General features: G+C 69.5%; 22 protein-coding genes. 19 read left to right on the top strand and 3 right to left on the bottom strand.

The window, feature by feature from the left end:
* The first annotated feature begins 103 nt into the window (after positions 1-103).
* Together EDF50_RS15025 and EDF50_RS15030 are read left to right on the top strand one after the other, a co-directional pair.
* Positions 104-2,377 (top strand): polyribonucleotide nucleotidyltransferase, encoded by a 2,274-nt coding sequence (locus tag EDF50_RS15025; protein ID WP_123520311.1) that lies wholly within the window; start codon positions 104-106, stop codon positions 2,375-2,377.
* Between the two features lie 251 nt (positions 2,378-2,628).
* Positions 2,629-3,678, top strand: a complete 1,050-nt coding sequence (locus EDF50_RS15030; protein WP_123520312.1) for an aldo/keto reductase — start codon at positions 2,629-2,631, stop codon at positions 3,676-3,678.
* A 93-nt stretch (positions 3,679-3,771) separates the two neighbouring features.
* On the opposite strand, the gene EDF50_RS15035 is transcribed toward EDF50_RS15030, so the two are convergent.
* Entirely contained in the window at positions 3,772-4,386 is a 615-nt protein-coding gene (locus EDF50_RS15035) for a TetR/AcrR family transcriptional regulator (protein ID WP_123520313.1), read from the bottom strand.
* 253 nt (positions 4,387-4,639) lie between these two features.
* Here EDF50_RS15035 and EDF50_RS15040 point away from each other — a divergent pair, with 253 nt between their 5' ends.
* Both EDF50_RS15040 and EDF50_RS15045 read left to right on the top strand, forming a co-directional pair.
* The gene (locus tag EDF50_RS15040; RefSeq protein WP_123520314.1) at positions 4,640-5,998 is read left to right on the top strand and encodes a pitrilysin family protein; all 1,359 of its coding nucleotides are present in this window, start codon (positions 4,640-4,642) and stop codon (positions 5,996-5,998) included.
* A 14-nt stretch (positions 5,999-6,012) separates the two neighbouring features.
* On the top strand, positions 6,013-6,615 hold the full coding sequence (locus tag EDF50_RS15045) for a histidine phosphatase family protein (RefSeq protein ID WP_071257375.1): 603 nt from the start codon (positions 6,013-6,015) through the stop codon (positions 6,613-6,615).
* 39 nt (positions 6,616-6,654) lie between these two features.
* On the opposite strand, the gene EDF50_RS15050 is transcribed toward EDF50_RS15045, so the two are convergent.
* Entirely contained in the window at positions 6,655-7,170 is a 516-nt protein-coding gene (locus EDF50_RS15050; RefSeq protein ID WP_123520373.1) for a GNAT family N-acetyltransferase, read from the bottom strand.
* Positions 7,171-7,230: 60 nt separating this feature from the next.
* Here EDF50_RS15050 and dapB point away from each other — a divergent pair, with 60 nt between their 5' ends.
* Both dapB and EDF50_RS15060 read left to right on the top strand, forming a co-directional pair.
* Positions 7,231-7,965 carry a 4-hydroxy-tetrahydrodipicolinate reductase gene (dapB, locus tag EDF50_RS15055; RefSeq protein ID WP_123520315.1) on the top strand — a complete coding sequence of 245 codons (735 nt, stop codon included), beginning with the start codon at positions 7,231-7,233 and terminating at the stop codon, positions 7,963-7,965.
* Between the two features lie 23 nt (positions 7,966-7,988).
* Positions 7,989-8,408 carry a tetratricopeptide repeat protein gene (locus EDF50_RS15060; RefSeq protein WP_123520374.1) on the top strand — a complete coding sequence of 140 codons (420 nt, stop codon included), beginning with the start codon at positions 7,989-7,991 and terminating at the stop codon, positions 8,406-8,408.
* Positions 8,409-8,435: 27 nt separating this feature from the next.
* On the opposite strand, the gene EDF50_RS15065 is transcribed toward EDF50_RS15060, so the two are convergent.
* Complete coding sequence (locus EDF50_RS15065) at positions 8,436-9,341, bottom strand: TIGR01777 family oxidoreductase (protein ID WP_123520316.1); 906 nt, start codon at positions 9,339-9,341, stop codon at positions 8,436-8,438.
* Between the two features lie 91 nt (positions 9,342-9,432).
* Here EDF50_RS15065 and thyX point away from each other — a divergent pair, with 91 nt between their 5' ends.
* The 13 genes from thyX to EDF50_RS15130 all read left to right on the top strand — a co-directional run bounded on the left by thyX (position 9,433) and on the right by EDF50_RS15130 (position 23,208).
* Positions 9,433-10,200 carry an FAD-dependent thymidylate synthase gene (gene thyX / locus EDF50_RS15070; protein WP_233570668.1) on the top strand — a complete coding sequence of 256 codons (768 nt, stop codon included), beginning with the start codon at positions 9,433-9,435 and terminating at the stop codon, positions 10,198-10,200.
* Positions 10,201-10,271: 71 nt separating this feature from the next.
* On the top strand, positions 10,272-11,273 hold the full coding sequence (gene dapA, locus EDF50_RS15075) for a 4-hydroxy-tetrahydrodipicolinate synthase (protein ID WP_370454003.1): 1,002 nt from the start codon (positions 10,272-10,274) through the stop codon (positions 11,271-11,273).
* A gap of 83 nt (positions 11,274-11,356) precedes the next feature.
* On the top strand, positions 11,357-13,033 hold the full coding sequence (locus EDF50_RS15080; RefSeq protein ID WP_123520319.1) for a ribonuclease J: 1,677 nt from the start codon (positions 11,357-11,359) through the stop codon (positions 13,031-13,033).
* A gap of 195 nt (positions 13,034-13,228) precedes the next feature.
* A complete protein-coding gene (locus EDF50_RS15085) occupies positions 13,229-14,251 on the top strand; it encodes an HlyD family efflux transporter periplasmic adaptor subunit (protein WP_123520320.1) in 1,023 nt (340 codons plus the stop codon).
* Positions 14,251-15,012 carry an ABC transporter ATP-binding protein gene (locus EDF50_RS15090; RefSeq protein ID WP_123520321.1) on the top strand — a complete coding sequence of 254 codons (762 nt, stop codon included), beginning with the start codon at positions 14,251-14,253 and terminating at the stop codon, positions 15,010-15,012. Before EDF50_RS15085 ends, EDF50_RS15090 begins: the two co-directional genes overlap by 1 nt.
* On the top strand, positions 15,009-16,226 hold the full coding sequence (locus tag EDF50_RS15095) for an ABC transporter permease (protein ID WP_123520322.1): 1,218 nt from the start codon (positions 15,009-15,011) through the stop codon (positions 16,224-16,226). Before EDF50_RS15090 ends, EDF50_RS15095 begins: the two co-directional genes overlap by 4 nt.
* Before the next feature lie 54 nt (positions 16,227-16,280).
* Positions 16,281-19,142 (top strand): DNA translocase FtsK, encoded by a 2,862-nt coding sequence (locus EDF50_RS15100; RefSeq protein ID WP_123520323.1) that lies wholly within the window; start codon positions 16,281-16,283, stop codon positions 19,140-19,142.
* 3 nt (positions 19,143-19,145) lie between these two features.
* Positions 19,146-19,793, top strand: a complete 648-nt coding sequence (gene pgsA, locus EDF50_RS15105; protein WP_123520324.1) for a CDP-diacylglycerol--glycerol-3-phosphate 3-phosphatidyltransferase — start codon at positions 19,146-19,148, stop codon at positions 19,791-19,793.
* On the top strand, positions 19,790-20,281 hold the full coding sequence (locus tag EDF50_RS15110) for a CinA family protein (protein ID WP_123520325.1): 492 nt from the start codon (positions 19,790-19,792) through the stop codon (positions 20,279-20,281). Before pgsA ends, EDF50_RS15110 begins: the two co-directional genes overlap by 4 nt.
* Before the next feature lie 150 nt (positions 20,282-20,431).
* Positions 20,432-20,740 carry a helix-turn-helix domain-containing protein gene (locus EDF50_RS15115; RefSeq protein ID WP_043596680.1) on the top strand — a complete coding sequence of 103 codons (309 nt, stop codon included), beginning with the start codon at positions 20,432-20,434 and terminating at the stop codon, positions 20,738-20,740.
* Positions 20,741-20,810: 70 nt separating this feature from the next.
* On the top strand, positions 20,811-21,035 hold the full coding sequence (locus EDF50_RS15120) for a DUF3046 domain-containing protein (RefSeq protein ID WP_123520326.1): 225 nt from the start codon (positions 20,811-20,813) through the stop codon (positions 21,033-21,035).
* Between the two features lie 293 nt (positions 21,036-21,328).
* Positions 21,329-22,390 (top strand): recombinase RecA, encoded by a 1,062-nt coding sequence (recA, locus tag EDF50_RS15125; protein ID WP_043596683.1) that lies wholly within the window; start codon positions 21,329-21,331, stop codon positions 22,388-22,390.
* A complete protein-coding gene (locus tag EDF50_RS15130) occupies positions 22,387-23,208 on the top strand; it encodes a regulatory protein RecX (protein WP_123520327.1) in 822 nt (273 codons plus the stop codon). The genes recA and EDF50_RS15130 overlap by 4 nt, the downstream gene beginning before the upstream one ends.
* Positions 23,209-23,239 lie beyond the last annotated feature (31 nt).

Consider the following 23,239-nt stretch of genomic DNA (forward strand, 5'->3'; position numbering starts at 1 on the left):
TTGTTGCACGTGCATGTCGCCATGCCGTCCACGCCGCCCGCTCCCGGTACACATCGATGCCCACACGGGGCCTCGATGCAAAACAAAGAGGAGTAGCCCCCACATGGAGGGTCCAGAGATCAAGTTCGGCGAAGCCGTCCTCGACAACGGCAAGTTCGGCAAGCGCACCATCCGATTCGAGACCGGTCGTCTCGCCCAGCAGGCTCAGGGAGCCGTCGCTGCCTACCTCGACGAAGACACCATGCTTCTGTCGGCCACGAGCGCCAGCAAGAAGCCGAAGGACAACTTCGACTTCTTCCCGCTCACCATCGACGTCGAAGAGCGTTCGTACGCCGCGGGCAAGATCCCCGGCTCGTTCTTCCGTCGCGAGGGTCGCCCCTCGACCGAGGCCATCCTGGTCTGCCGTCTGATCGACCGGCCGCTCCGTCCCTCGTTCGTCGAGGGCCTGCGCAACGAGGTCCAGGTCGTCATCACGGTGCTCAGCATCGCCCCCGACGAGTTCTACGACGCCCTGGCGATCAACGCCGCCAGCGCCTCCACCCAGATCTCGGGTCTGCCGTTCTCCGGCCCCATCGCCGGTGTGCGCCTCGCCCTGATCGGTGACCAGTGGGTCGCCTTCCCCAAGGCCAGCCAGCTCGCCGACGCCGTCTTCGACCTGACCGTCGCGGGCCGTGTCGTCACCGACGCCGCCGGCAACGAGGACGTCGCGATCATGATGGTCGAGGCCGAGGCCACCGAGCACGCCTGGGGTCTCATCCAGGGCGGCGCCACCAAGCCCGACGAGGCCATCGTGGCCCAGGGGCTCGAGGCCGCCAAGCCCTTCCTCAAGCAGCTCGTCGACGCCCAGGCCGCCATGGCCGCGCAGGCCTCGAAAGAGATCGCCGACTACCCGGTCTTCCTGCCCTACACCGACGAGGTGCTCGAGGCCGTCACGGCCGCCGCCGGCACTGAGCTCGCCGAGGTCTACAAGATCGCCGGCAAGATCGAGCGCCAGGACGCCGACGACGCGCTGAAGTCCCGTGTCAAGGACGCCATCGCCGCCAAGGTCGACGCGGGCGAGCTGCCCGACACGGCCCTCGGCCAGGTCGGCGCCGCCTACAAGTCGGCGACCAAGAAGGTCGTCCGCGACCGCATCCTCACCGAGCAGATCCGCATGGACGGTCGCGGCCTCGCCGACATCCGTCCGCTCGACGCCGAGGTCCAGGTCATCCCGCGTGTGCACGGCTCCGCCATCTTCCAGCGCGGTGAGACCCAGATCATGGGCGTCACGACGCTGAACATGCTCAAGATGGAGCAGCAGATCGACTCGCTGAGCCCGGTCACCAAGAAGCGCTACCTGCACCACTACAACTTCCCGCCCTACTCGACCGGTGAGACCGGCCGTGTGGGTTCGCCGAAGCGTCGCGAGATCGGGCACGGCTTCCTCGCCGAGCGCGCCCTCGTGCCGGTGCTGCCCAGCCGCGACGAGTTCCCCTACGCCATCCGCCAGGTGTCCGAGGCCCTCGGCTCCAACGGTTCGACGTCGATGGGTTCGGTCTGCGCGTCGACCCTGTCGCTGCTCAACGCCGGTGTGCCCCTCAAGGCCCCGGTCGCCGGCATCGCCATGGGTCTCGTCTCCGACACGGTCGACGGTCAGACCCGCTACGCGGCGCTGACCGACATCCTCGGCGCCGAGGACGCCCTGGGCGACATGGACTTCAAGGTGGCCGGCACGAGCGAGTTCGTCACGGCGATCCAGCTCGACACCAAGCTCGACGGTCTGCCGACCGCCGTGCTCGACGCCGCCCTCAAGCAGGCGAAGGAGGCGCGCACCGCCATCCTCGGTGTGCTGAACTCGGCGATCGACGCCCCCGACGAGATGGCCCCGACCGCGCCCCGCGTGATCTCGGTCCAGATCCCTCAGGACAAGATCGGCGAGCTGATCGGCCCCAAGGGCAAGACGATCAACGCCATCCAGGACGAGACCGGCGCCGACATCAGCATCGAAGAAGACGGCACCGTCTACATCGGCGCCGTCGACGGCCCGTCGGCCGAGGCTGCACGTGCCCAGGTCAACGCGATCGCCAACCCGACCAACCCCGAGATCGGCGAGCAGTTCCTCGGCACCGTCGTCAAGATCGCGTCGTTCGGTGCGTTCGTCTCGCTGCTCCCCGGCAAGGACGGCCTGCTGCACATCAGCGAGGTCCGTAAGCTCGCCGGCGGCAAGCGGGTCGAGAACGTCGAGGACGTCCTCGGCGTGGGCCAGAAGATCCTCGTCGAGATCACCAAGATCGACGACCGTGGCAAGCTCTCGCTCGCTCCGGTCGTGGCCGACGAGGCCGACACCGACTCGAGCGGAGCGACCGAGCAGTCGACCGACGAGTCGGTCGACGCGTAGTCACCACGTCACGAAGGGCCCGCTCCGACCTCGGTCGGGGCGGGCCCTTCGCCGTCGACGCGTCCTCTCCGGGGGGAGCGGACCGACGAGGAGGCGCGACTCGCGGATCGGGGCGGCGACACGGCGTAACGATTGGGTGCGGCGGCGCGGGAAACCGGTCGTGGGGTCGTATTCTTGACGGTGGAGGGCGAACCATACCCCATGCGGTCGTACAGAGACGCATCGGGGGTTCGCGACGAGAAGGGGACGGCGTGACCGAGACGACGGCGGAGCTCGCCCGTTCAGCCACGTCCGACTTCGCCGCTGCTGCCGCCGTCGCGGCGGCCGCGGCCCGTGCCTCGGCCGCTCAGCCCACCGTGCCCGTCGACCTCGGCATCATCCAGCCGCGCCGGCGTCTCGGCCTGTCCGACCTCAAGGTCTTCCCCCTGGCGCTCGGCGGCAACGTCTTCGGTTGGACGGCCGACCAGGCCGAGACCACCTCGGTGCTCGACGCCTATTTCGACCTCGGGGGCAACTTCGTCGACACCGCCGACTCGTACGCAGGCGGCCGCAGCGAGATCATGATCGGCTCGTGGATGCGCACTCGTCGATCACGCGACGACATGGTCGTGTCCACCAAGGTGGGCAAGAGCGCCGACAACCCCGGTCTGACCCCGCGGGCGATCGAGCGGGCCGTCGACGCCTCGCTCGAACGTCTCGGCACCGACCGCATCGACCTGTTGTACCTCCACGTGGACGACACCGAGGTGGCGTTCGAGCGCACGCTCCTGGCGGTCGACCATCTGATCAGGGTCGGGAAGGTCCGCTGGTTCGGGGGGTCCCACCACTCGGGCAACCGTCTCTACGAGGCGCGCATCGCCGCGGGCATGCTCGGCATCGCCCCGATGGTGGCGCTGCAGAACCAGTACAACCTGCTCGACCGCGTCGAGTACGAGAAGGGCCTGTCACACGTCGCCGCGCAGCAGCGCCTCGCGGTGATGCCGCGCTTCGCCCTCGCCAGCGGATTCCTCACGGGCAAGTACCGTTCGCGCTCCGACTTCGCGCACAGCCCCCGACGTCGTGTGCTGGCGAAGTACCTGTCCAAGAGAGGGCTGAAGGTCGTGCACGAGCTCGACCGCATCGCGTCCGTCCACGAGGTCTCGAGCGGCGCCATCGCGCTCGCGTGGTTGCTCGCCAAGCCGAACGTCGTCGCGCCGGTGGCCAGTGCCACGAACGCGAAGCAGGTCTACGAGCTCGCGCAGGCCGCGCGGGTCCAGCTCACGCGCAACCAGGTGCTCGACCTCGATCGCGCCTCCGCCTGACCGCTGGTCGAGGCGCCTGCCTCGTGACCTGCCGCCGACCGGACGACACCGACCCGGTCGTGTGTTCCGTGTCCGATGCGGTCACCCGGTGGCTCAGGCGGCGAGGAGTCGTTCGGCCGTGCGACGCAGGGACGCCGCAGAGGCGATGGCGTCGCCGGCGTACGCGCCCATCTGGGCGCCGTCGAGGGCGAGCACGAGATCGTCGGCGGCGTCGCCCGGCATGGGGTGACCCGCCGCCTTGAAGAGGGCGACGATCTCGCCCGTCAGCCACTCATGGTGCTCGGAGATGGCGAGGCGCACGGGGTGGGTCGGGTCACTGAACTCGGACGCCGCGTTCGCGAAGGCCGAACCTCGGAACGACACCGATTGCAGCCGACCGACGACGGCGTCGAGGTAGGCCTCGAGGGTCGCGCGACCCCCGTCGTGGGCTTCGGTCAGGGCAGCCAGCTCGGCGGCCTCGAGGTCGTGGCGACCGCTGAGGTACTCGAGGACGAGAGTGTCCTTCGCGCCGAAGTGCTTGTAGAACGTCGCCTTGGTCACCGACGACTCGGCGATCAGGCGGTCGACACCCACCACGCGGACTCCCTCGTCGTAGAAGAGACGATCGGCGGTCGTGAGGACCCTGGACCGAGCACCGGGAAGAGGCGAATCGGCGCGAGGCCGGCCAGGGAGACGCTGGACGGCCGGTTGGGGGGAATCGACCGTCACAGCGTGGCTCCTTGGGACGTCTCGGCTTGAAGCCGCGTGGGGGGACGCGCGCTCCGGACCTTCTGACGACGTCCGACCAGCCGCCGACGACGACCGTCAGGGGGGATGGAGTCGACGTCGGTTGATCCACACTAACACCGATGAGGACAAACAGAGTGGTCTGTTTGTCCTCCTGATCGTCCCCCAGTTCGGGTGGCAGGCGTGTCGAGCGACTCACGGACGGTTGCAGGAGAGGTCGCCTAGGCTCGACGTGATGAACGGCCCTGTCTCCTTCCCCCTCGACGAGGTCGAGATCTCCTTCCGCGCCACGGGCGACGCGCTCGTGAGGCGCACCGTGCTGCCCTCCGGCGTCCGAGTGCTCAGCGAGCGCATGCCCGGGGCTCGCAGCGCGACCATCGGTCTCTGGGTGGCGGTCGGTTCTCGCGACGAGTCCGACGCCGACCGGGGCTCGACGCACTTCCTCGAGCACCTCCTGTTCAAAGGCACGTCGACACGCTCCGCCCTCGACATCGCGGTGTCGTTCGAATCGGTGGGCGGCGAGCACAACGCCGCGACCGCCAAGGAGTACACCTGCTACTACGCCCGGGTTCGCGACGTCGACCTCGACGACGCGATCGACGTGCTGACCGACATGGTGACCTCGTCGACCCTCGACCCGGTGGAGTTCGAGACCGAGCGCGGGGTGATCCTCGAAGAGCTCGCCATGGCCGACGACGATCCCGCCGACATGGCCGGTGAACGCCTCTTCGAGTCGGTCTTCGGCGACCACCCGCTCGGGCGTCCGATCGGTGGATCGCCCGACAGCATCCGCGCCGCGACCCGCGACGACGTCGACCGGCACTACCGGGCGAACTACCGCCCCCAAGACCTCGTCGTGTCGATCGCCGGCGCCGTCGACCACGAGCGTGCCCTCGGCCGGTTGACGGCGGCACTCGACCGGGCCGGATGGCCCACCGTCGCGGCGGCACCCGTGCCTCGTCGCGACGACACGGCCGTCGACCTCGTCGCCGGTGAACCGCTGCAGGTGATCCGGCGCCCCCTCGAGCAGGCCACCGTGCTCCTCGGCCTGCCGGGCATCTCCGTCGGTGACGATCGCCGACCCGTCCTGGCCGTGCTGAACTCGGTGCTCGGCGGTGGCATGTCGTCCCGCCTCTTCCAAGAGGTCCGTGAACGCCGCGGGCTCGCCTATTCGGTCTACTCGTTCGCCCCGAGCTACTCGGACGCCGGTCTGTTCGGGCTCTACGCGGGGTGCACTCCCGCCAACGCCGGTGACGTCGCGCGTCTCATGCTCGACGAGCTCGCCGGTCTCGCGACCGACGGAATCACCGACGACGAGCGTCGCCGGGCCCTCGGCCAGCTCGGAGGCGCTGCGGCGCTCGCCCTCGAGGACAGCGACACCCGCATGAACCGCCTCGGCCGAGCCGAGATCACGACAGGAGAATTCGTCGATCTCGACACGTCCCTCGGTCGCGTCGAGGCGGTCACGTCCGACGACGTGCGGACGTTGGCGGCACGACTCCTCTCCGGCCCGCTGTCGACCGTGGTCGTCGGCGAGGTCGACGAGACGACCTTCCCCGTCCCGACGACGACGTCGGGAGCGATCCCTCGATGAACCAGGAGACGACGGTGTCCCACTACCTCTACCTCGTCCGGCACGGCGAACAGCAGGACGCCGAGCACGGGCTGCCCGACGGTCCCCTCAGCGAACGGGGCAAGCGCCAGGTGCGCCTCCTCGCCGAGCGCCTCGGAGGCGTCCCGTTCGACGCGGCCTGGCACTCGCCGCTCGAGCGTGCCGAAGAGACGGCCGCCATCATGACCGAGCGCATGCCGGCTCTCGAGTCACAACCCTCGACCCTGTTGTTCGACTGCGTCCCGTCCGGGCCGACGCCCGACATGCCGTCGTCCTACAAACCGTTCTTCGGCGGTGTGACCGACGAGCAGATCGAGGCCGGACAGGCGCAGATGGCCGACGCGGTCGCCGAGTGGCTCACCCCGGCCAGGGAGGACCGCCACGACCTGCTCATCACGCACAACTTCGTCATCGGCTGGTTCGTGCGCGAGGTGTTCGGCGCACCCGATTGGCGATGGATGGGCGTCAACCAGGCGAACGCCGGGTTGACGATCATCCGGGTGCGATCGGCGAAGCCGCCCGAGCTGGTGACGCACAACGACCTCGGCCACCTCCCGGTCGAGCTCCGCACCGGGTTGCCCGTCGAACAGCCCTTCTGATCCGTCGGGCCTTCGGGCCGCCCACGGTCGGGCCGTGCCTCAGGTGGTCCCTTCCTGGACGGTCTTGCCGTACCAGGTCGTGGCGTTGGGGTTCGCGTTGTACGGTTCGATCTTCCTGTAGCCCGCGCTGCGGTAGAGGCCTCCGGCGGCCGCGAGGCTGTCGTTGGTGTCGAGCACGATCTCGCCGGCACCGAAGGCGGCAGCCCGCCGTTCGAGCTCATCGAGCAGGGCGCGCCCGAGGCCTCGCGCTCGGCCCGCGGGTCTCACGAAGAGGTGCTTGACCTCGTACCGCACGGCACCCGAGGCCGAGGGGGCGATGAGTCGGATGCCGCCGCACGCGGACGCCGCGGACGGTGAACCGGAGTCCGGACCCGCCGGATCGCCGTCGACGACGACGAACACCCCGCTCGGTGGCACGAAGGCCGTCGCGTCGGGAAGGGTCGTCGTGTAGCTGCCCTGGGCCGAGGGGAACGTGCTCTCGCGTTCGGCGAAGTACTCGGTCAGGAGGGCAGCGGCGTCGGGGGAGGAGACGTCCGTCTCGCGGAACCGGGGCATGCCCACCATCGTAGGTCGCGGCCCCGGCCCCGTCCGGTCGCCCCCGGTAGGTTGGACGACATGACTTCGCGCATCGCCGTGGTGGGAGCCACCGGCACCCTCGGCTCGTTCATCGTCGACCTCGTCGAGCGCACGCCGGGGCTCGAGCTGCACGCCGGTCTGTCGTCGCGCGACGACCTCGACGGCGTCCTCGGGGCCGACCTGGTCATCGACGTCACGCATCCCGCCGTCAGCCCCCGAATCGTCGAGCACGTCGTCCGTGCGGGCATCCCGGTCCTCGTCGGCACCTCGGGTTACAACGCGGAGCGGCTGGCCCGGCTCTCGACCGTGGTCGCCGACGCGGGGGGTCCAGGGGTGCTGGTGGTGCCGAACTTCTCGATCGGTTCGGTACTCGCGACGCGGTTCGCGACCCTGGCGGCTCGCTTCTACGAGTCCGTCGAGATCGTCGAGGCCCACCACGAGGGCAAGGTCGACTCGCCCTCGGGCACGGCCGTGCGCACGGCTGAACTCATCGCCGAGGCGCGTCGCGACCTCGGTCCGGTGTCGGCTCCGCACGCCGACCAGCGGGCCAGGGGCCAGCAGGTGGCGAGTGTGCCCGTGCACAGCATGCGCCTCCGCGGCGTCGTCGCCAAGCAAGAGGTCGTGTTCGGCGGAGAAGGCGAGACTCTCACCATCACGCACGACACGCTCTCGCAGCGCGCTTACGAACAGGGGCTCCGGGTCGCGATGGCGGCCGCCCCTGACGTCACCGGGGTCGTCGTGGGCCTCGACGCCGTGCTCCCCCTCGAGTCGTGAAGGGGCGTACCGCGGCGCTGGTGATGGCGCTCCTCCTGCTGCTCTACGTCGTGCTGGTCGGCCAGCGGGCCGTCCTGTTCATCTCGACCGGCGAGCCGGTGGCGATCGCGCTCGGCATCGCCCTGCTCGTCCTTCCCCTCCTGGGCTTGTTCGCCCTGGTGGTCGAACTGCGCTTCGGCCTGCGGACGCAAGAGATCGTCAAACAACTCGCGGCCGAGGGCGGGCTGCCGGTCGACGACGTGCCGCGCCGCGCCTCCGGTCGGTACGAGCGCGAGGCGGCGGACGCCGCGTTCCCCGCCTACAAGGCGGGCGTCGAGGCGGCACCCGACGACTGGCGCGCGTGGTTCCGGCTCGGCCTGGCCTACGACGCGTGCGGCGACCGCCGACGGGCCCGTCAGGCCCTGCGTTGGGCCATCACGTTGCGACGCGAGACGGGCGGCTGATCCGGAGGGGCCGGGCGGGGCGAGCGGTCAGAGGGCGTCGACGAACGCCGTCAGGGCGTCCTCGACCGTGCGGTGCCGGAACACGAAGCCGTCGCGCTCCAGTACCTCGGGAACGACCTGCTGGCTGGGCAGCAGCATCTCGCGCCCGGCCTCCTGCATGGCCGTCGAGATGACGACCTCGGGCACGCCCAGCAGATAGGGGCGGTGCAGGTCCGAGGCCAGGGTGCGGGTGACGAGGTCACTCGTCGCCGGTGTGGGCCCGACCAGGTTCACGGGCCCCGCCACGGACGACGTCAACAGGTGCACGATCGCGGCGGCCTCGTCGTGCAGGCTGATCCAGGGCCAGAACTGGTCGCCGGTGCCGAGTCGTGAGCCGAGGCCCAGCTTGGTGAGGGGCAGCAGGGGCTTGAGCGCGCCTCCGCCGGGTCCGATCACGATGCCGGTCCGCAACGTGACGACGCGCGTGGCCTCGGGGGCCTTCTCGGCGGCGGCCTCCCAGGCGACGACGACGTCGCTGAGGAACCCCTCGCCCCGGCCGCTCGACTCGGTCAACCGCTCACCGGGTCGGTCGCCGTAGACGCCGACGGCCGAGCCGCTGAGGAACGTCGTGGGCGCCTGCGAAGCCGCTGCCATGCCCTCGACGAGCGTCGACGTCGCGGCCAGGCGTGACTCGAGGATGTCGCGCTTGTACCCGGCCGTCCACGGCAGACGCCCCAAGGAGGCGCCGGCCAGGTTCACGACGGCGTCCGCGCGGGCGATCAGGTCGTGGTCGACGATGCCGGCACTCGGCACCCAGGTGTACTCGTCCTCGGTGCGCGGTTCGTGACGCACCAACGAGAGCGGGCGGTGGCCGGCCTCGCGCAGCTGGCGGGTCAGTTCGGAGCCGATCATGCCGCTGGCGCCGGAGATCAGGACGGTGAGTGCGTCGGTCATGGGGACACCGTATTCCGGCCCGCTGGGGGAGCGTCCGTCGGTCCGTGCCGCGCTTCTCGTCGGGGCGGTCCACCGAGGTAGAGTCGACGCCGTGTCCGAGACCGAAGCCACCCCCGCCGTGCCCTCCGCCAAGACCCCCGAGTTCCGCTCCGACGTCACCGTCGAGCTCGTCCGCTCGAGCGCCCACGACTCCGACGTGCTGTTCGCCGCACGCGTCTCGACCATGGGCGAGCTGACCCTCGACGGCGCGCAGGCGTCGGCCGACGGCGCCCAGGCGACCAAGGGCGCCGGCCTCATCAACTACCTGATGCGCGACCGCCACGGCTCGCCGTTCGAGCACAACTCGATGACCTTCTACGTGCAGGCGCCGATCTTCGTGTTCCGCGAGTTCATGCGGCACCGCATGGCCAGCTACAACGAAGAGAGCGGCCGCTACCGCGAGCTCAACCCCGTCTTCTACGTGCCCGCCCCGACCCGCAACCTGCAGCAGGTCGGCAAGCCCGGCGCGTACGACTTCCTGCCCGGCACGCCCGAGCAGTCGGCTCTCGTCGACGAGGCCACCCGAGCCGCCTCGACCCAGGCGTTCGAGGCCTACCAGCGCATGCTCGACGCCGGCATCGCACGAGAGGTCGCCCGCATCGTGCTGCCGTTGAACATCTACTCGTCGATGTACGTCACCGTGAACGCCCGGTCGCTGATGAACTTCCTCAGCCTGCGGACCAAGCGCGAGGGCACGCACTTCCCGTCGTTCCCGCAGCGCGAGATCGAGATGTGCGCCGAGAAGATGGAAGACCTCTGGGCCGAGCTCATGCCTCTGACCTACGCGGCGTTCGGGGCCAACGGGCGCGTGGCCCCCTGACGGTCGTCCTCGATGACGGCACCCGCGCCTCCCAGGCGGGGTGTCGGAAGCTCCCAGGGGAGGTCGGCCCGATGCGAGACAGTACGCTGGAGGGCGTGTCGAACATCAACAACCCCTTCGGTCAGGTCCTCGTCGCCCTCGTGACGCCGTTCACCGCTGACGGCGAGGTCGACTGGCCGGCCGTCGAGAAGCACATCGACGACTGCATCACCGCCGGGGCCGACGGGATCGTCGTCACCGGTACCACCGGCGAGACCAGCACGCTCACCGACCCCGAGAAGCTCCGTCTCGTCGAGGTGGGCAAGTCGGTGGCCGCCGGTCGGGCCAAGATCATCACGGGCGGAGGGTCGAACGAGACCGCGCACGCCATCCAGCTCTACAAGGCCAGCGAGAAAGCCGGCGCCGACGGCGTCATGATCGTCACGCCGTACTACAACAAGCCCACGCAGGCCGGAGTGCTGACGCACTTCCGCATGATCGCCGACGCGACCGACCTGCCGGTCATCCTGTATGACATCCCCGGCCGCACCGGCATCCCGATCAAGTACGAGACGCTGCTGCGGGCCGCCAAGCACCCGAACATCGTCGCGGTGAAGGACGCCAAGGGCGACTTCGCCGAGGTCAGCCGCGTCCTGAACCAGACCGACCTGCTCTACTTCTCGGGCGACGACGCGAACGTGCTGCCGCACCTCGCCATCGGCGCCTCGGGGCTCATCGGCGTCACGGCGAACATCGCCGCGGCGCCCTACCGCACCATCGTCGACGCCGTGAACGCGGGCGACCTGCACACGGCGACCGAGGCGCACCAGATGCTCGAGCCCCTCGTGCGCGCCGTCATGACCCACGTGCCCGGCACGGTCGCGGCGAAGTACATCCTGCACGGCCTCGGGCGCATCTCGAGCCCCCGGGTCCGCCTGCCGCTCGTGGGCCCCGAAGACAGCGAGGCCGCCCTGATCGAAGACGAGCTGTCGCACGTCGGCTCGATCCCCGGCCTCGACCTCGGCCGCTTCCGCCCCGACCGCAACGCCGCCGCCGGTGGTGCGCTGCCCAAGGTCCACGGCACCACGCGCTGACCTCCTGATCGCCGCCGACGACGTCGTCGGCCACGCACCTCCCGCACACCGGGGCACGAGCCCCACCTCAACCGAAGGAACAGATGCCCACGACAATCCACGCTCCCCGAGATCTCGCCCAGGGCACGCTCCGCGTGATCCCCGTCGGTGGACTCGGCGAGATCGGCCGCAACATGACGGTCTACGAGATCGACGGCAAGCTGCTCATCGTCGACTGCGGCGTGCTCTTCCCCGAAGAGCACCAGCCCGGAGTCGACCTGATCCTGCCCGACTTCTCGCCCATCCGCGATCGCCTCGACGACATCCTGGCCGTCGTGTTGACGCACGGTCACGAGGACCACATCGGCGCCGTGCCCTACCTGCTGCGCCTCCGGAAAGACATCCCCCTGATCGGCTCGCAGCTGACGCTCGCGCTCATCGAGGCGAAGCTCAAAGAGCACCGCATCACTCCCTACACCCTCGCCGTGAAAGAGGGCGGGCGCGAGTCCCTCGGGCCGTACGACCTCGAGTTCATCGCGGTGAACCACTCGATCCCGGACGCTCTCGCCGTCGCCATCCGCACCTCGGCGGGCACCGTGTTGCACACCGGCGACTTCAAGATGGACCAGCTGCCGCTCGACGACCGCATCACCGACCTTCGCGCGTTCGCCCGCCTCGGTGAAGAGGGCGTCGACCTGTTCCTGCCCGACTCGACGAACGCCGACGTGCCCGGGTTCACCGCGCTCGAGCGCGACATCGGGCCCGTGCTCGACGACGTGATCCGTCGGGCCCCCCGCCGCGTGGTCGTCGCGAGCTTCTCCAGCCACGTGCATCGCGTCCAGCAGGTGCTCGACGCCGCGCACGCCAACGGCCGTCGCGTCGCCTTCATGGGGCGCTCGATGGTCCGCAACATGGGCATCGCGGCCGACCTGGGCTACCTCAAGGTGCCCGACGGTGTCCTGATCGACGCCAAGAAGGCCAAAGACCTGCCCGACGACCGCATCGTCTACATGAGCACGGGGTCACAGGGCGAACCGATGGCCGTCCTCGCCCGCATGGCGAACCTCGAGCACCAGATCGAGATCGGCGCCGACGACACGATCATCCTCGCGTCGAGCCTGATCCCGGGCAACGAGAACGCGGTCTACCGAGTGATCGACGGTCTCACGAAGCTCGGGGCCAAGGTCGTGCACAAGGGCAACGCCAAGGTGCACGTCTCGGGACACGCCTCGGCCGGCGAACTGCTGTACTGCTACAACATCCTGCGGCCGAAGAACGTCATGCCCGTCCACGGCGAGCACCGCCACCTCTACGCGAACGCCGCGCTGGCGGTCCGGACCGGCGTGCCGCAGAAGAACACGATCCTGGGTGAGGACGGCATCGTCGTCGACCTGCGCGACGGAGTCGCGAAGGTCGTCGGCCAGCTCGACATCGGCTACGTCTACGTCGACGGCTCGACCGTCGGCGAGATCACCGACGCCGACCTGAAGGACCGTCGCATCCTGAGCGAAGAAGGCTTCATCTCGGTCTTCATCGCGATGGACGCGTCGACGGGCCGTGTCGTGGTCGGACCCGAGATCCAGTCGCGAGGCTTCGCGGAAGACGAGCGGGTGTTCGACGACGTCAAGCCGAAGATCATCGCGGCCCTCACCGAGGCCGCCGAGAACGGCACGCGCGACACGCACGCGTTCAGCCAGGTCGTGCGTCGCACGGTCGGTCGCTGGGTCAACACGCAGCACCGTCGTCGCCCGATGATCGTGCCGGTGGTCATCAGCGCCTGAGTCACACGTCCACGGCGACGGCCCGCGGGGGAGACCCCGTGGGCCGTCGCCGTCGCCGTCTCCGGACAGAAGGACGGACCACCGGCATCGGGGAGGAGCTTTCCGCTCCCGGTTCATCCTCGGGGTTGAGGCGGCGATGCCGTGTGTCTCGCTACGGTGATGTCTGACACGTCAGTACATCGACCGGGGGTAGCCGTGCGTATCGCCAAAGTCTGGGTCTTTCCGATCCTCCGCATCCTGATCTTCGTCGCCATCGCCGCGGCACTCGTCAAGCTCGCGTTCTTCGCGGCACCCGCGGCCGGCGACGACACGGTCACCGTCCCGACCGGCGAACTCGTCGAACCGCAGGTCGCCGTCGCCGTCGGCACGATCACCAACGACGTGGTCGTCGACGCCACCGTGGTCGCCGACCCGGCGACACCCGTGCCCGCGACGCTCGCGGGCACGGTCACCGGCGTCGACGTCGTCAAGGGGCAGGCGGTCGCCGCGGGGGACCGGCTCGCCACCCTCCGGTCCGAGACGCCGCAGGAGCCGCTCGTGGCCGCCGACGGCACGGTGACAGAACGCAAGCCGATCGTGAAGACGGCCGTCATCACGGCACCCGTCGCAGGCACGGTCACGTCGGTCGCCGTCATCAAAGACCAGTCGGTCGTCGTGGGCGACGCCGTGGCGCAGGTCGCGCCTCCTACGTTCCACGTGACGGGATCGCTGGCCGCCGATCAGCTCTACCGTCTCGTCAGTCGACCGGCCGAGGGGTCCGTCGCGATCACCGGCGGCCCGGCACCGTTCCCGTGCACGGCACTGGCGATCGGGACCGGAGCCTCGTCGTCGTCCGGTACCGGCGAGAGCGGCGACGCCTCCGCGCCGACGGGGGACTCGTCGGGGCAGAGCGTCTCCTGCATCGTCCCCGCCGACGTCACCGTGTTCAGCGGGCTCGCCGCCAAGCTGACCATCCCGGCCGGAGTCGCCACCGACGTGCTCACCGTGCCCCTCACCGCCGTCGAGGGCGCCGCCGGCAAGGGCGTCGTCTCGGTCGTCGGCGCGGACGGTACCAGCGAGAAGCGCGACGTCACCCTCGGCATCAACGACGGCACGAACGTCGAGGTCACGGGTGGTCTGGCCGAGGGCGACCTGGTGCTCGAGTTCGTCCCGGGCGCTGCGGCCGTTCCGCAGGGCGACTGCGTCGATCCCGCCACGGGCGCGGACCTCTGCAGCTGATGTCCCTGATCAGGCTCGAGGCTGTCACCAAGACGGTGCCCCTCGCGGACGACCAGACCCTGGACATCCTCACGGGCGTCGACCTCGTGGTGGACGCGGGCGAGCACGTGAGCATCGTGGGGCGATCGGGGTCCGGCAAATCGACGTTGCTCAACATCCTCGGGCTCATCGACGAGCCCACGACGGGTACCCACTGGTTCGACGACGTCGACGTCCGCTCGATCCGCCGTGGTCGACGTGACCGGCTGAGAGGCGCCCAGGTCGGGTTCATCTTCCAGCAGTTCAACCTGTTGCAGGGGCGTACGGCGCTCGAGAACGTCATGACCCCGCTGCTCTACGCGTCCGGCTCCGAGTTCTGGCGCCGCCGATCCATTGCGGGCGAGATGCTCGAGCGCGTGGGCCTCGGCCATCGGGCGGACTCCATGCCCCATCGCCTGTCGGGCGGCGAACAGCAGCGCGTGGCGATTGCCCGGTCGCTCGTCCGGCGGCCTCGCGTCATCCTGGCCGACGAACCGACCGGTGCGCTCGACGTCGAGACCGGGGCCGGGGTGATGACGCTGCTCGACGGCATCGCGACCGAGAACGAGGCCGCCCTGGTCACGATCACCCACGACCTCGCCGTCGCCGCCCGCGCCTCGAGGCATTACCAGCTCGACACCGGCGTCCTCTCGGCGTCGGTGGACGGGGCTCTCGACGTGCCGACACCGACGATCCCGCCGGCCGCGTCCCCGTCGCTCCTCCGTGACGAGGTCGGCGCGTGAGGCGCGCGGTGGCCGACGTGGTGGGGGCCTTCGCCGAGGCCTGGGCCGAGCTGCGCGTCAACAAGCTGCGCGTGTTGCTCAGTCTGATCGGCGTGGCCGTCGCCGTCGCGGCCCTGACCGGCGTGGTCGCGCTCGGTGGGCTCGCCGAGCAGTCCTCTCGCGAGAACGCCGAACGGTTCGGTGGCCGTCCCGCGAACTACTACGTCAACGCCTACTCGAACGGCGCCACCTCACCGAGCAGCGAGGCGATCGAGGACGCCTTCACCACGACGACGGCGCGGTACGGGATCGAGCAGACGAGCCGCGTCGTGTACGGGAATCGCGCCGTCCAGCTGGCGGACGGCGTGACCGAGGTGGGGGCCGTCACGGTCGACGTCCCGTACGGCGAGATGCATCGCGTCGTCATGACAGAGGGGGCGTGGTTCAGCGACGCCGACACGTCCCGTCTCGCACCGCCCGTCATCGTCAACGAGGCGCTCTGGCGGCAGCTCGGCTCACCGCCGTTGGCATCACATCCGACCATGCTCGTCCGGGGAGCCGACTCGGCTACGCTCGTGGTCACGGGTGTTTCGGCCTCGTCCGAGCACGACGGCCCTCAGATGTACCTGCTGCCGATCCCCGGGTACGACCTCGCCCTGGCCACCTACGGCGTCGAGACCCCGCAGTACGAGATGTGGCTGCCACCCGCGGCCAGCGACGCGTTGAGCGCCCAGGTGGCGTCCGACATGAGGGCCTCCCTCGGTGACGACGTCCAGGTCGACGTCTCACGGCAGGACTACGCCGCGGGCGGCGACGCCGACCCGTTCGGCCCCATCAAGTTGATCATCACCGGGGTCGGCGTGCTGGTGCTGTTGCTCGGCGGTCTCGGCCTGGTCAACATCGCCCTCGTGACCGTCCGTCAGCGCATCCGTGAGATCGGCGTGCGTCGGTCGTTCGGGGCCACGGCCCCTCGGGTCTTCTTCTCGGTCATGCTCGAGAGCGTCGTCGGCACGGTCGTGGCGGGGGCCGTGGGCGTGATGGTGGCCGTCCTCGTCGTCGAGAACCCGACCGTGCAGGGCTTCATCGCTCAGGGCGCCGTTAGCGACCTCCCGCCGTTCCCCGTCGAGGCGGCGCTGATCGGTCTGGCGTCGGCCACGATGATCGGGGCCGTGGCCGGTCTCCTGCCGGCGCTCGTGGCGATCCGTGTGAAGGTGATCGACGCCATCCGCTACTGACACACACCGGACGGCCTCCGGCCGCTGTCGGTGCTGAGAGGTACCTTGGAGCCCATGGCCACGCCCACCAAGTCGACTGCGCGCTCGCGTTCGTCGTCGCGAGCGTCGCAGACCTCCGGCGCCACGAAGGCGACCAAGAAGCTGCCCGCACCCCGCCAGCCCGATCCGGTCCGTGAGGGCCCTGGTCCGATCGTCGCGGCGTGGATGGGACTTGCGCACCTCACCGGGGGCGCGTTCCGCCTGCTCGGCAAAGAGTCGCTCGCCAAAGACGAGCGACGGGACGGCGTGCCGTTCCTGCTCGTGCTGCTCGCGATCGCCGGTGCCGTCGTCGAGTGGCTGAACCCGACCAGCCCGATCGCCGTCGGGTTCGACGCGTACACCTTCGGCGGGCTCGTGGGGCGGGTCGCGTACGCCCTGCCCGTCATCATGATCCTCTTCGCGGGCTGGCTCTTCCGGCACCCGGCATCCGTCCACGACAACACCCGCATCGGCATCGGGCTCGGTCTCTCGATCGTCTCCATCAGTGCCCTGTGCCACATCTTCGGCGGCCAGCCCGAAGCTGCGGCCGGGCTCCGCGCCCTCGCCACGGGTGGCGGTGTGCTGGGCTGGGTCGTCGCGTCCTGGCTCGTCGCCCTCGCCACCGAGTGGGTCGCGGTCCCTCTGGTCGTGCTCTTGCTGGCGTTCTCGCTGCTCATCATCACCAAGACCCCGCCGAACCGCATCCACCGCCGGCTCGGTGAGCTCTACGCGTACCTGTTCGGTGAGACGACCTCGACGTCGGGCGGGGCCGAGGGTGACCCCGACCTCGTCGACCTGGCCGAGTCCGAGTCGTTGCCCTGGTGGCGACGCAACAAAGACCAGCGCGAGGACGACCCGGCGTACGACACCCCGCTGGTGAGTGCGGCCGAGACCTCCCCGACCGAGACGCTCGGTCGCCGCCGCCGCAAGAAGCCCGTGTTCGAAGCGGACGCCGACGACGCGGGCGCCGGTGCCGCTGCGGTCGGTGCAGCCGAGGCCGGTTCTGCCGGAGTCGATGTGCCACCGACTGCTCCGACCGACGTCTTCTCGGCCGACCTCCTCGGCGACCTCGACCGTGCCGAGGACGCCGTGCGGGCCCAGGGGTTCGACGTTCCGTCCACGCAGCCCACCGCCTCGACCACGGTCCTCCCGACCGTGCCGGCCGAACCCGTGGGCGACAGCGACGCGGCCGCCGACTTCCTCGCGGTCGACCCCGACGAGCCCGCACCGCCCTCGCTCGACACGGTCGACGACGGTGTCGAGAGCGCGCCGTACCGTCTTCCCGCCGTCTCGAGCCTGTCGGTGGGTGAACCCGCCAAGGCGCGCAGCGAGGCCAACGACGCGATCGTGGCCGCCATCAGCCTGGTCCTCGACCAGTTCAACGTCGACGCCAAAGTGACCGGCCTCAAGCGGGGTCCGACCGTCACGCGCTACGAGATCGAGCTCGGCCCCGGCGTCAAGGTCGAGCGGGTCACCGCCTTGACCAAGAACCTGGCCTACGCGGTGGCCTCCAACGAGGTCCGCATCCTCTCGCCGATCCCCGGCAAGAGCGCGATCGGCGTCGAGATCCCCAACACCGACAAAGAGATCGTCGCGCTCGGTGACGTGCTGCGATCCTCGGCAGCGAGCAAGAGCGTCCACCCGCTCACGATCGGCGTCGGCAAGGACGTCGAAGGCGGGTACGTCGTGGCCAACCTGGCCAAGATGCCGCACCTCCTCGTGGCCGGCGCCACCGGTTCGGGCAAGTCGAGCTTCATCAACTCGATGATCACCTCGTTGTTGATGCGAGCCAAGCCCACGGACGTGCGCATGGTGCTCATCGACCCGAAGCGCGTCGAGCTCTCGATCTACGCCGGTGTTCCGCACCTCATCACCCCCATCATCACGAATCCCAAGAAGGCCGCCGAAGCCTTGCAGTGGGTCGTCAAAGAGATGGACATGAGGTACGACGACCTCGCCAGCTTCGGTTTCCGCCACATCGACGACTTCAACCGCGCCGTCGTCGGTGGCGAGATCGTGCTCCCGGCCGGCAGCCAGCGGAAGCTCAAGCCCTATCCCTACCTGCTCGTGGTGGTCGACGAGCTGGCGGACCTCATGATGGTGGCTCCCCGCGACGTCGAGGACAGCATCGTGCGCATCACGCAGCTCGCCCGCGCCTCCGGAATCCACCTCGTCCTCGCGACGCAACGACCGTCGGTCGACGTCGTGACCGGCCTCATCAAGGCCAACGTCCCTTCGCGCTTCGCCTTCGCCGTCTCGAGCGTCACCGATTCGCGCGTCATCCTCGACCAGCCCGGGGCCGACAAGCTGATCGGTCAGGGCGACGGGCTCTTCCTCCCCATGGGGGCCTCCAAGGCCATGCGCGTGCAGGGGGCCTGGGTGCAAGAGAACGAGATCGCCCAGGTCGTCGCCCACGTCACTCGTCAGGCGCGTCCCGACTATCGTCCCGACGTCGCCGCCGTGGTCGAGAAGCGTGAGATCGACGGCGACATCGGCGACGACCTCGAGTTGTTGCTCGCCGCCGCCGAGCTGGTCGTCAGCACGCAGTTCGGCTCGACCTCGATGCTCCAGCGCAAGCTCCGGGTCGGCTTCGCCAAGGCCGGCCGCCTCATGGACCTCATGGAATCACGTGACATCGTCGGCCCCTCCGAGGGGTCGAAGGCTCGCGACGTGCTCGTCACGACCGAGCAGCTCCCGGGCGTGCTCGCCAAGCTGCGCGGGGGTGACGCGGCGGCCGGGTCCGGTGCTGGTCGCGCCTCCTCGGGTGCTGCGTCCGCCACGCGTGCCGAGTCGGGGGACTACGACGACGACCCGGTCGAGGCCATGACCCGCGGATACGCCGAAGACGACGACGCCGCCGGCGCCGAAGACGCGTGGCATCTGACGGGCAGGGACTAGATCATGAGCCAGCACGACGCCACCGGCCCGGGCGCCCCGCGTTCGGCGTTCTCGTTCCGCGGTCGTTTCGCGTCGAAGGGTCCGGGCCCCGCCAGCACGGGCAACATCGCGAACGTGATCACGGTGGTGCGCATCCTCATGGCGCCGCTCTTCATCGCGTGGTTGCTGATCGACGACGGAGCGGACGGCTCGCTCCGCGTCTGGGCCGCGGCCCTCTTCGTCGTGGCGATCCTCACCGACAGCCTCGACGGCATGCTCGCGCGCGGTCTCGACCTCGTCACCGACTTCGGCAAGATCGTCGACCCGATCGCCGACAAGGTCCTCATCGGCGGAGCGCTCGTCTCGCTCACCATCCTCGGCGAGTTGCCGTGGTGGGTCACCGCACTGATCCTCGTTCGCGAGGTCGGCATCACCGTCTACCGGTTCGCCGTCCTGCGTGACCGCGTGATCCCGGCGTCCCGTGGCGGCAAGATCAAGACGGTGCTGCAGGCCGTCGCGGTGACGCTGGCGCTCTTTCCCCTCTGGAACGTCTTCGGTGAGGGCATGCATTGGGTCAACGGCGCTCTCATGACGGCCGCCACGGTCGCCACCCTCCTCTCCGGTGCTGACTACATGCGTGTGGCGCTGAGGCACGGCAGGGCCGGGGTGTGACGCTGGCGGCCGACGTCGTCGCCGAGCTGACGTACCGACGTCTGACCATCGCCGTGGCCGAGTCCCTCACCGGGGGTGCCCTGGTTTCCGAACTCGTCTCCGTGCCGGGTGCCTCGGCGGTCGTCCGGGGTGGGGTGGTCGCGTACCAGACCGAGCTCAAACACACCCTGCTCGGGGTCGACGCAGGGCTGCTCGCGCGTCACGGGCCGGTACATCGCGACGTGGCCACGTCCATGGCGACCGGGGTTCGTGACCGACTCGCGGTCGACGGGCAGGCCGCCGACATCGGACTCGCGACCACCGGCGTCGCGGGCCCCGACCCCCAGGGCGGACACGAACCCGGCACGGTCTTCGTCGGTCTGGCGGTGCCCGGGGAGGTCCGGGTAGTCGAGCTCTCGCTCTCGGGTGACCGACGGGCCATCCGAAACGGCACGGTCTCCGAATCCCTGGCGATGCTCGGTCGATGGTTGGCCGAGACAAGGGAATAGCACGGGTTTCGGTCTCGTTACATCTCTCGAGTTCACAACAGGTGCACAGTCCCCGATGGCTACAGTCGTGGTCAGTCGGTCCGAGCACCAGTCGTCTTCCCCCATCTGAAACCATCCCGTCAGATGGGTCGTCCCCGAAGGAGGGTCCCCATGGTCCTGGTACGTCAAGAAATCGGCGACGTCCTTCGCGACTTCCGTCTGCAGAAGGGCCGCACGCTCCGTCAGGTCGCGAGCAAGGCGAGCGTCGCCCTCGGTTACCTCAGCGAGGTCGAGCGGGGCCAGAAAGAGGCGAGCTCAGAGATCCTGGCCTCCGTCGCCGATGCGCTCGAGACCCCCATCTCGGTGATCATGCGCGAGGTCGGCGACCGCATGGCCGTCATCGAGGGGCTCAACCCGATCCCCGACACCCTGCCGGACGACCTCGTCGCCGAGTTCGACTCCGACCTCGCGGTGCGCTGACCGCCCGACGTCCTTCCGAACGCCCCCGGCTCACGCCGGGGGCGTTCGTCGTCCGGGGTACCCTCGTCTGATGCGCAAGAGCGAGTTCGCCCGAGCCGTCGAGGACGAGTTCGGAGACGCCTACGGCCGGGTGATCACCCGAGACCTCGTGATCCAGTCCCTCGGTGACCGGACCGCCGAACAGGCGATCGCCCAGGGGGAGTCGCCCCGCGACGTGTGGCTGGCGCTCTGCGAGGCCGAGGGTGTCCCGGTGTCCCGTCGTCACGGTGTCGGGCTCCCCGAACCGACGAGCTGAGGCGCAGCTCGCTCGCGTGTGTGTTCGACACGCCGGGACGATGGGTCGAACACGTGTTCGGGCGGATGGTAGCGTCCTCCACAAGGACGTGGACGATCGAGTTCTACACGTCGGGCCGTCACCGCCACCGCGATGTCGGGGGTGGCCCGTAGCGTTTCTCGCATCGACGTCCCGCGTCGCCGGCACATGCCGGCGACACCAGCCTTGTCGTAGCGACGACGACCCTGCACCACCGGTCGACGTCGACGCGACAGCCTACAGGCGCACGGACGACCACCACGAAGGAGAACGACATGCCCTCAGCCGAAAACCGCGAGAAGGCCCTCGAGACGGCTCTCGCCCAGATCGACCGACAGTTCGGCAAGGGCGCCGTCATGCGCCTCGGCAGCGACGAGCGTGCTCCCGTGGCGGTGATCCCCACCGGCTCGATCGCCCTCGACGTCGCTCTCGGCATCGGTGGCATCCCCCGCGGCCGCATCGTCGAGATCTACGGTCCGGAGTCGTCGGGCAAGACGACGCTGACCCTGCACGCCATCGCGAACGCCCAGCGCAACGGCGGCATCGCCGCCTTCATCGACGCCGAGCACGCCCTCGACCCCGAGTACGCCAAGAAGCTCGGCGTCGACATCGACGCCCTGCTGGTGTCGCAGCCCGACACCGGCGAGCAGGCGCTCGAGATCGCCGACATGCTCGTCCGTTCGGGGTCGATCGACCTCGTCGTCATCGACTCGGTCGCCGCCCTCGTGCCGCGTGCCGAGATCGAGGGCGAGATGGGTGACTCGCACGTCGGCCTTCAGGCTCGACTCATGTCTCAGGCGTTGCGCAAGTTGACCGGTGGACTCAGCCAGACCGGCACCACCATGATCTTCATCAACCAGCTGCGCGAGAAGATCGGTGTCTTCTTCGGCAGCCCCGAGACGACGGCCGGTGGCAAGGCGCTCAAGTTCTACGCGTCCGTCCGCCTCGACATCCGGCGCATCGAGACGCTGAAAGACGGTACCGACGCGGTCGGCAACCGCACCCGTGTCAAGGTCGTCAAGAACAAGATGGCCCCGCCCTTCAAGCAGGCCGAGTTCGACATCCTCTACGGCGTGGGCATCTCGCGCGAGGGCAGCCTGATCGACTTCGGTGTCGAGCACGGCATCGTCCGCAAGTCGGGTGCCTGGTACACCTACGACGGCGACCAGCTCGGCCAGGGCAAAGAGAACTCGCGCAACTTCCTCATCAAGAACGCCGCCATCGCGCAAGAGATCGAGCAGAAGATCCTCGCCAAGCTCGGAGTCGGCGGTGCCAAGCCCGTCGAGGCACCCGTCGAATCGATCGAGGCGAAGATCGCCGCTCGAAAGGGCGCATGACCTCGCACGACGACGACCCTTCGGTGTCGGGCCCGTCTGCCGACGGTACCGACACCGGGCGGCTTGCGCCCGTCACTCCTCTCTTCGGCGACGCGGGCGGCTCGCGTGTCGCCGAGATGACGGACGACACGACATCTCCCGGTCGCTCGACGCAGGGTGCCGAGGGCGTGCTCACGGCCATCAGTGCCCACTGGGTCGGCGGCACGTCCTCCTCGGCCTCTGAGGCCGACCATCCTTCCGTCCGGGGCTCTCGGGCCGGGGCCGCGGGCCGGCCCAAGGCGTCCGGTTTCGACGACCAGCCGGATGACGGCCCCGAAGACCTCGAAGCGCAGCAGCGGCGTGCCGAGAACGTCAGCCTGCACGCCCTCTCCCGTCGTGGAGTGTCCTCTCACGAGATGGAGAAGCTCCTGCTGTCCCGTGACCTCGACGAGTCGGTCGTGGCCCACGAGATCGCTCGACTCGAGCGGGTCGGTCTGCTCGACGACACCGAATTGGCCGCCACGCTGGTGCGGTCGAAGCAAGAGCGCAAGGGTCTCGGCCGGGGTGCTGTGACGTCCGAACTCCGAGCGCGGGGCATCGACCCGTCGGTCATCGACGAGGCCCTGTCCGACACCGACGACGACGAAGAGCAAGAGCGTGCCGACGAGTGGGCGCGCAAGCGGGCCGGGTCGTTGCGTGGCCTCGACCGCGAGACGGCCGAACGTCGCCTCAACGGTTACCTGATGCGCCGGGGCTACCGCTCCGAGGTCGTCCGCCGCGCCATCGAGAAGGCCCTGCCCCGTGGCGGCAGCGCCCGCGGCGGCGTCCGCTTCGAGTGAGCCTCTCGAGGGTGGTGGCGATCTACACTGA

It is taken from the genome of Frigoribacterium sp. PhB24 (assembly GCF_003755185.1).
Lineage (GTDB): Bacteria > Actinomycetota > Actinomycetes > Actinomycetales > Microbacteriaceae > Frigoribacterium.

Bases quoted from the DNA above. Each gene is read 5' to 3' on its own strand.
- EDF50_RS15060 (WP_123520374.1), top strand. From the start codon at position 7,989: ATGGCGCTCCTCCTGCTGCTCTACGTCGTGCTGGTCGGCCAGCGGGCC.
- EDF50_RS15040 (WP_123520314.1), top strand. From the start codon at position 4,640: ATGAACGGCCCTGTCTCCTTCCCCCTCGACGAGGTCGAGATCTCCTTC.
- dapA (WP_370454003.1), top strand. From the start codon at position 10,272: ATGCGAGACAGTACGCTGGAGGGCGTGTCGAACATCAACAACCCCTTC.
- dapB (WP_123520315.1), top strand. From the start codon at position 7,231: ATGACTTCGCGCATCGCCGTGGTGGGAGCCACCGGCACCCTCGGCTCG.
- EDF50_RS15115 (WP_043596680.1), top strand. From the start codon at position 20,432: ATGGTCCTGGTACGTCAAGAAATCGGCGACGTCCTTCGCGACTTCCGT.
- EDF50_RS15100 (WP_123520323.1), top strand. From the start codon at position 16,281: ATGGCCACGCCCACCAAGTCGACTGCGCGCTCGCGTTCGTCGTCGCGA.
- EDF50_RS15080 (WP_123520319.1), top strand. From the start codon at position 11,357: ATGCCCACGACAATCCACGCTCCCCGAGATCTCGCCCAGGGCACGCTC.
- recA (WP_043596683.1), top strand. From the start codon at position 21,329: ATGCCCTCAGCCGAAAACCGCGAGAAGGCCCTCGAGACGGCTCTCGCC.
- EDF50_RS15130 (WP_123520327.1), top strand. From the start codon at position 22,387: ATGACCTCGCACGACGACGACCCTTCGGTGTCGGGCCCGTCTGCCGAC.
- EDF50_RS15120 (WP_123520326.1), top strand. From the start codon at position 20,811: ATGCGCAAGAGCGAGTTCGCCCGAGCCGTCGAGGACGAGTTCGGAGAC.
- EDF50_RS15025 (WP_123520311.1), top strand. From the start codon at position 104: ATGGAGGGTCCAGAGATCAAGTTCGGCGAAGCCGTCCTCGACAACGGC.
- pgsA (WP_123520324.1), top strand. From the start codon at position 19,146: ATGAGCCAGCACGACGCCACCGGCCCGGGCGCCCCGCGTTCGGCGTTC.
- EDF50_RS15065 (WP_123520316.1), bottom strand. From the start codon at position 9,341: ATGACCGACGCACTCACCGTCCTGATCTCCGGCGCCAGCGGCATGATC.
- EDF50_RS15050 (WP_123520373.1), bottom strand. From the start codon at position 7,170: ATGCCCCGGTTCCGCGAGACGGACGTCTCCTCCCCCGACGCCGCTGCC.
- EDF50_RS15090 (WP_123520321.1), top strand. From the start codon at position 14,251: ATGTCCCTGATCAGGCTCGAGGCTGTCACCAAGACGGTGCCCCTCGCG.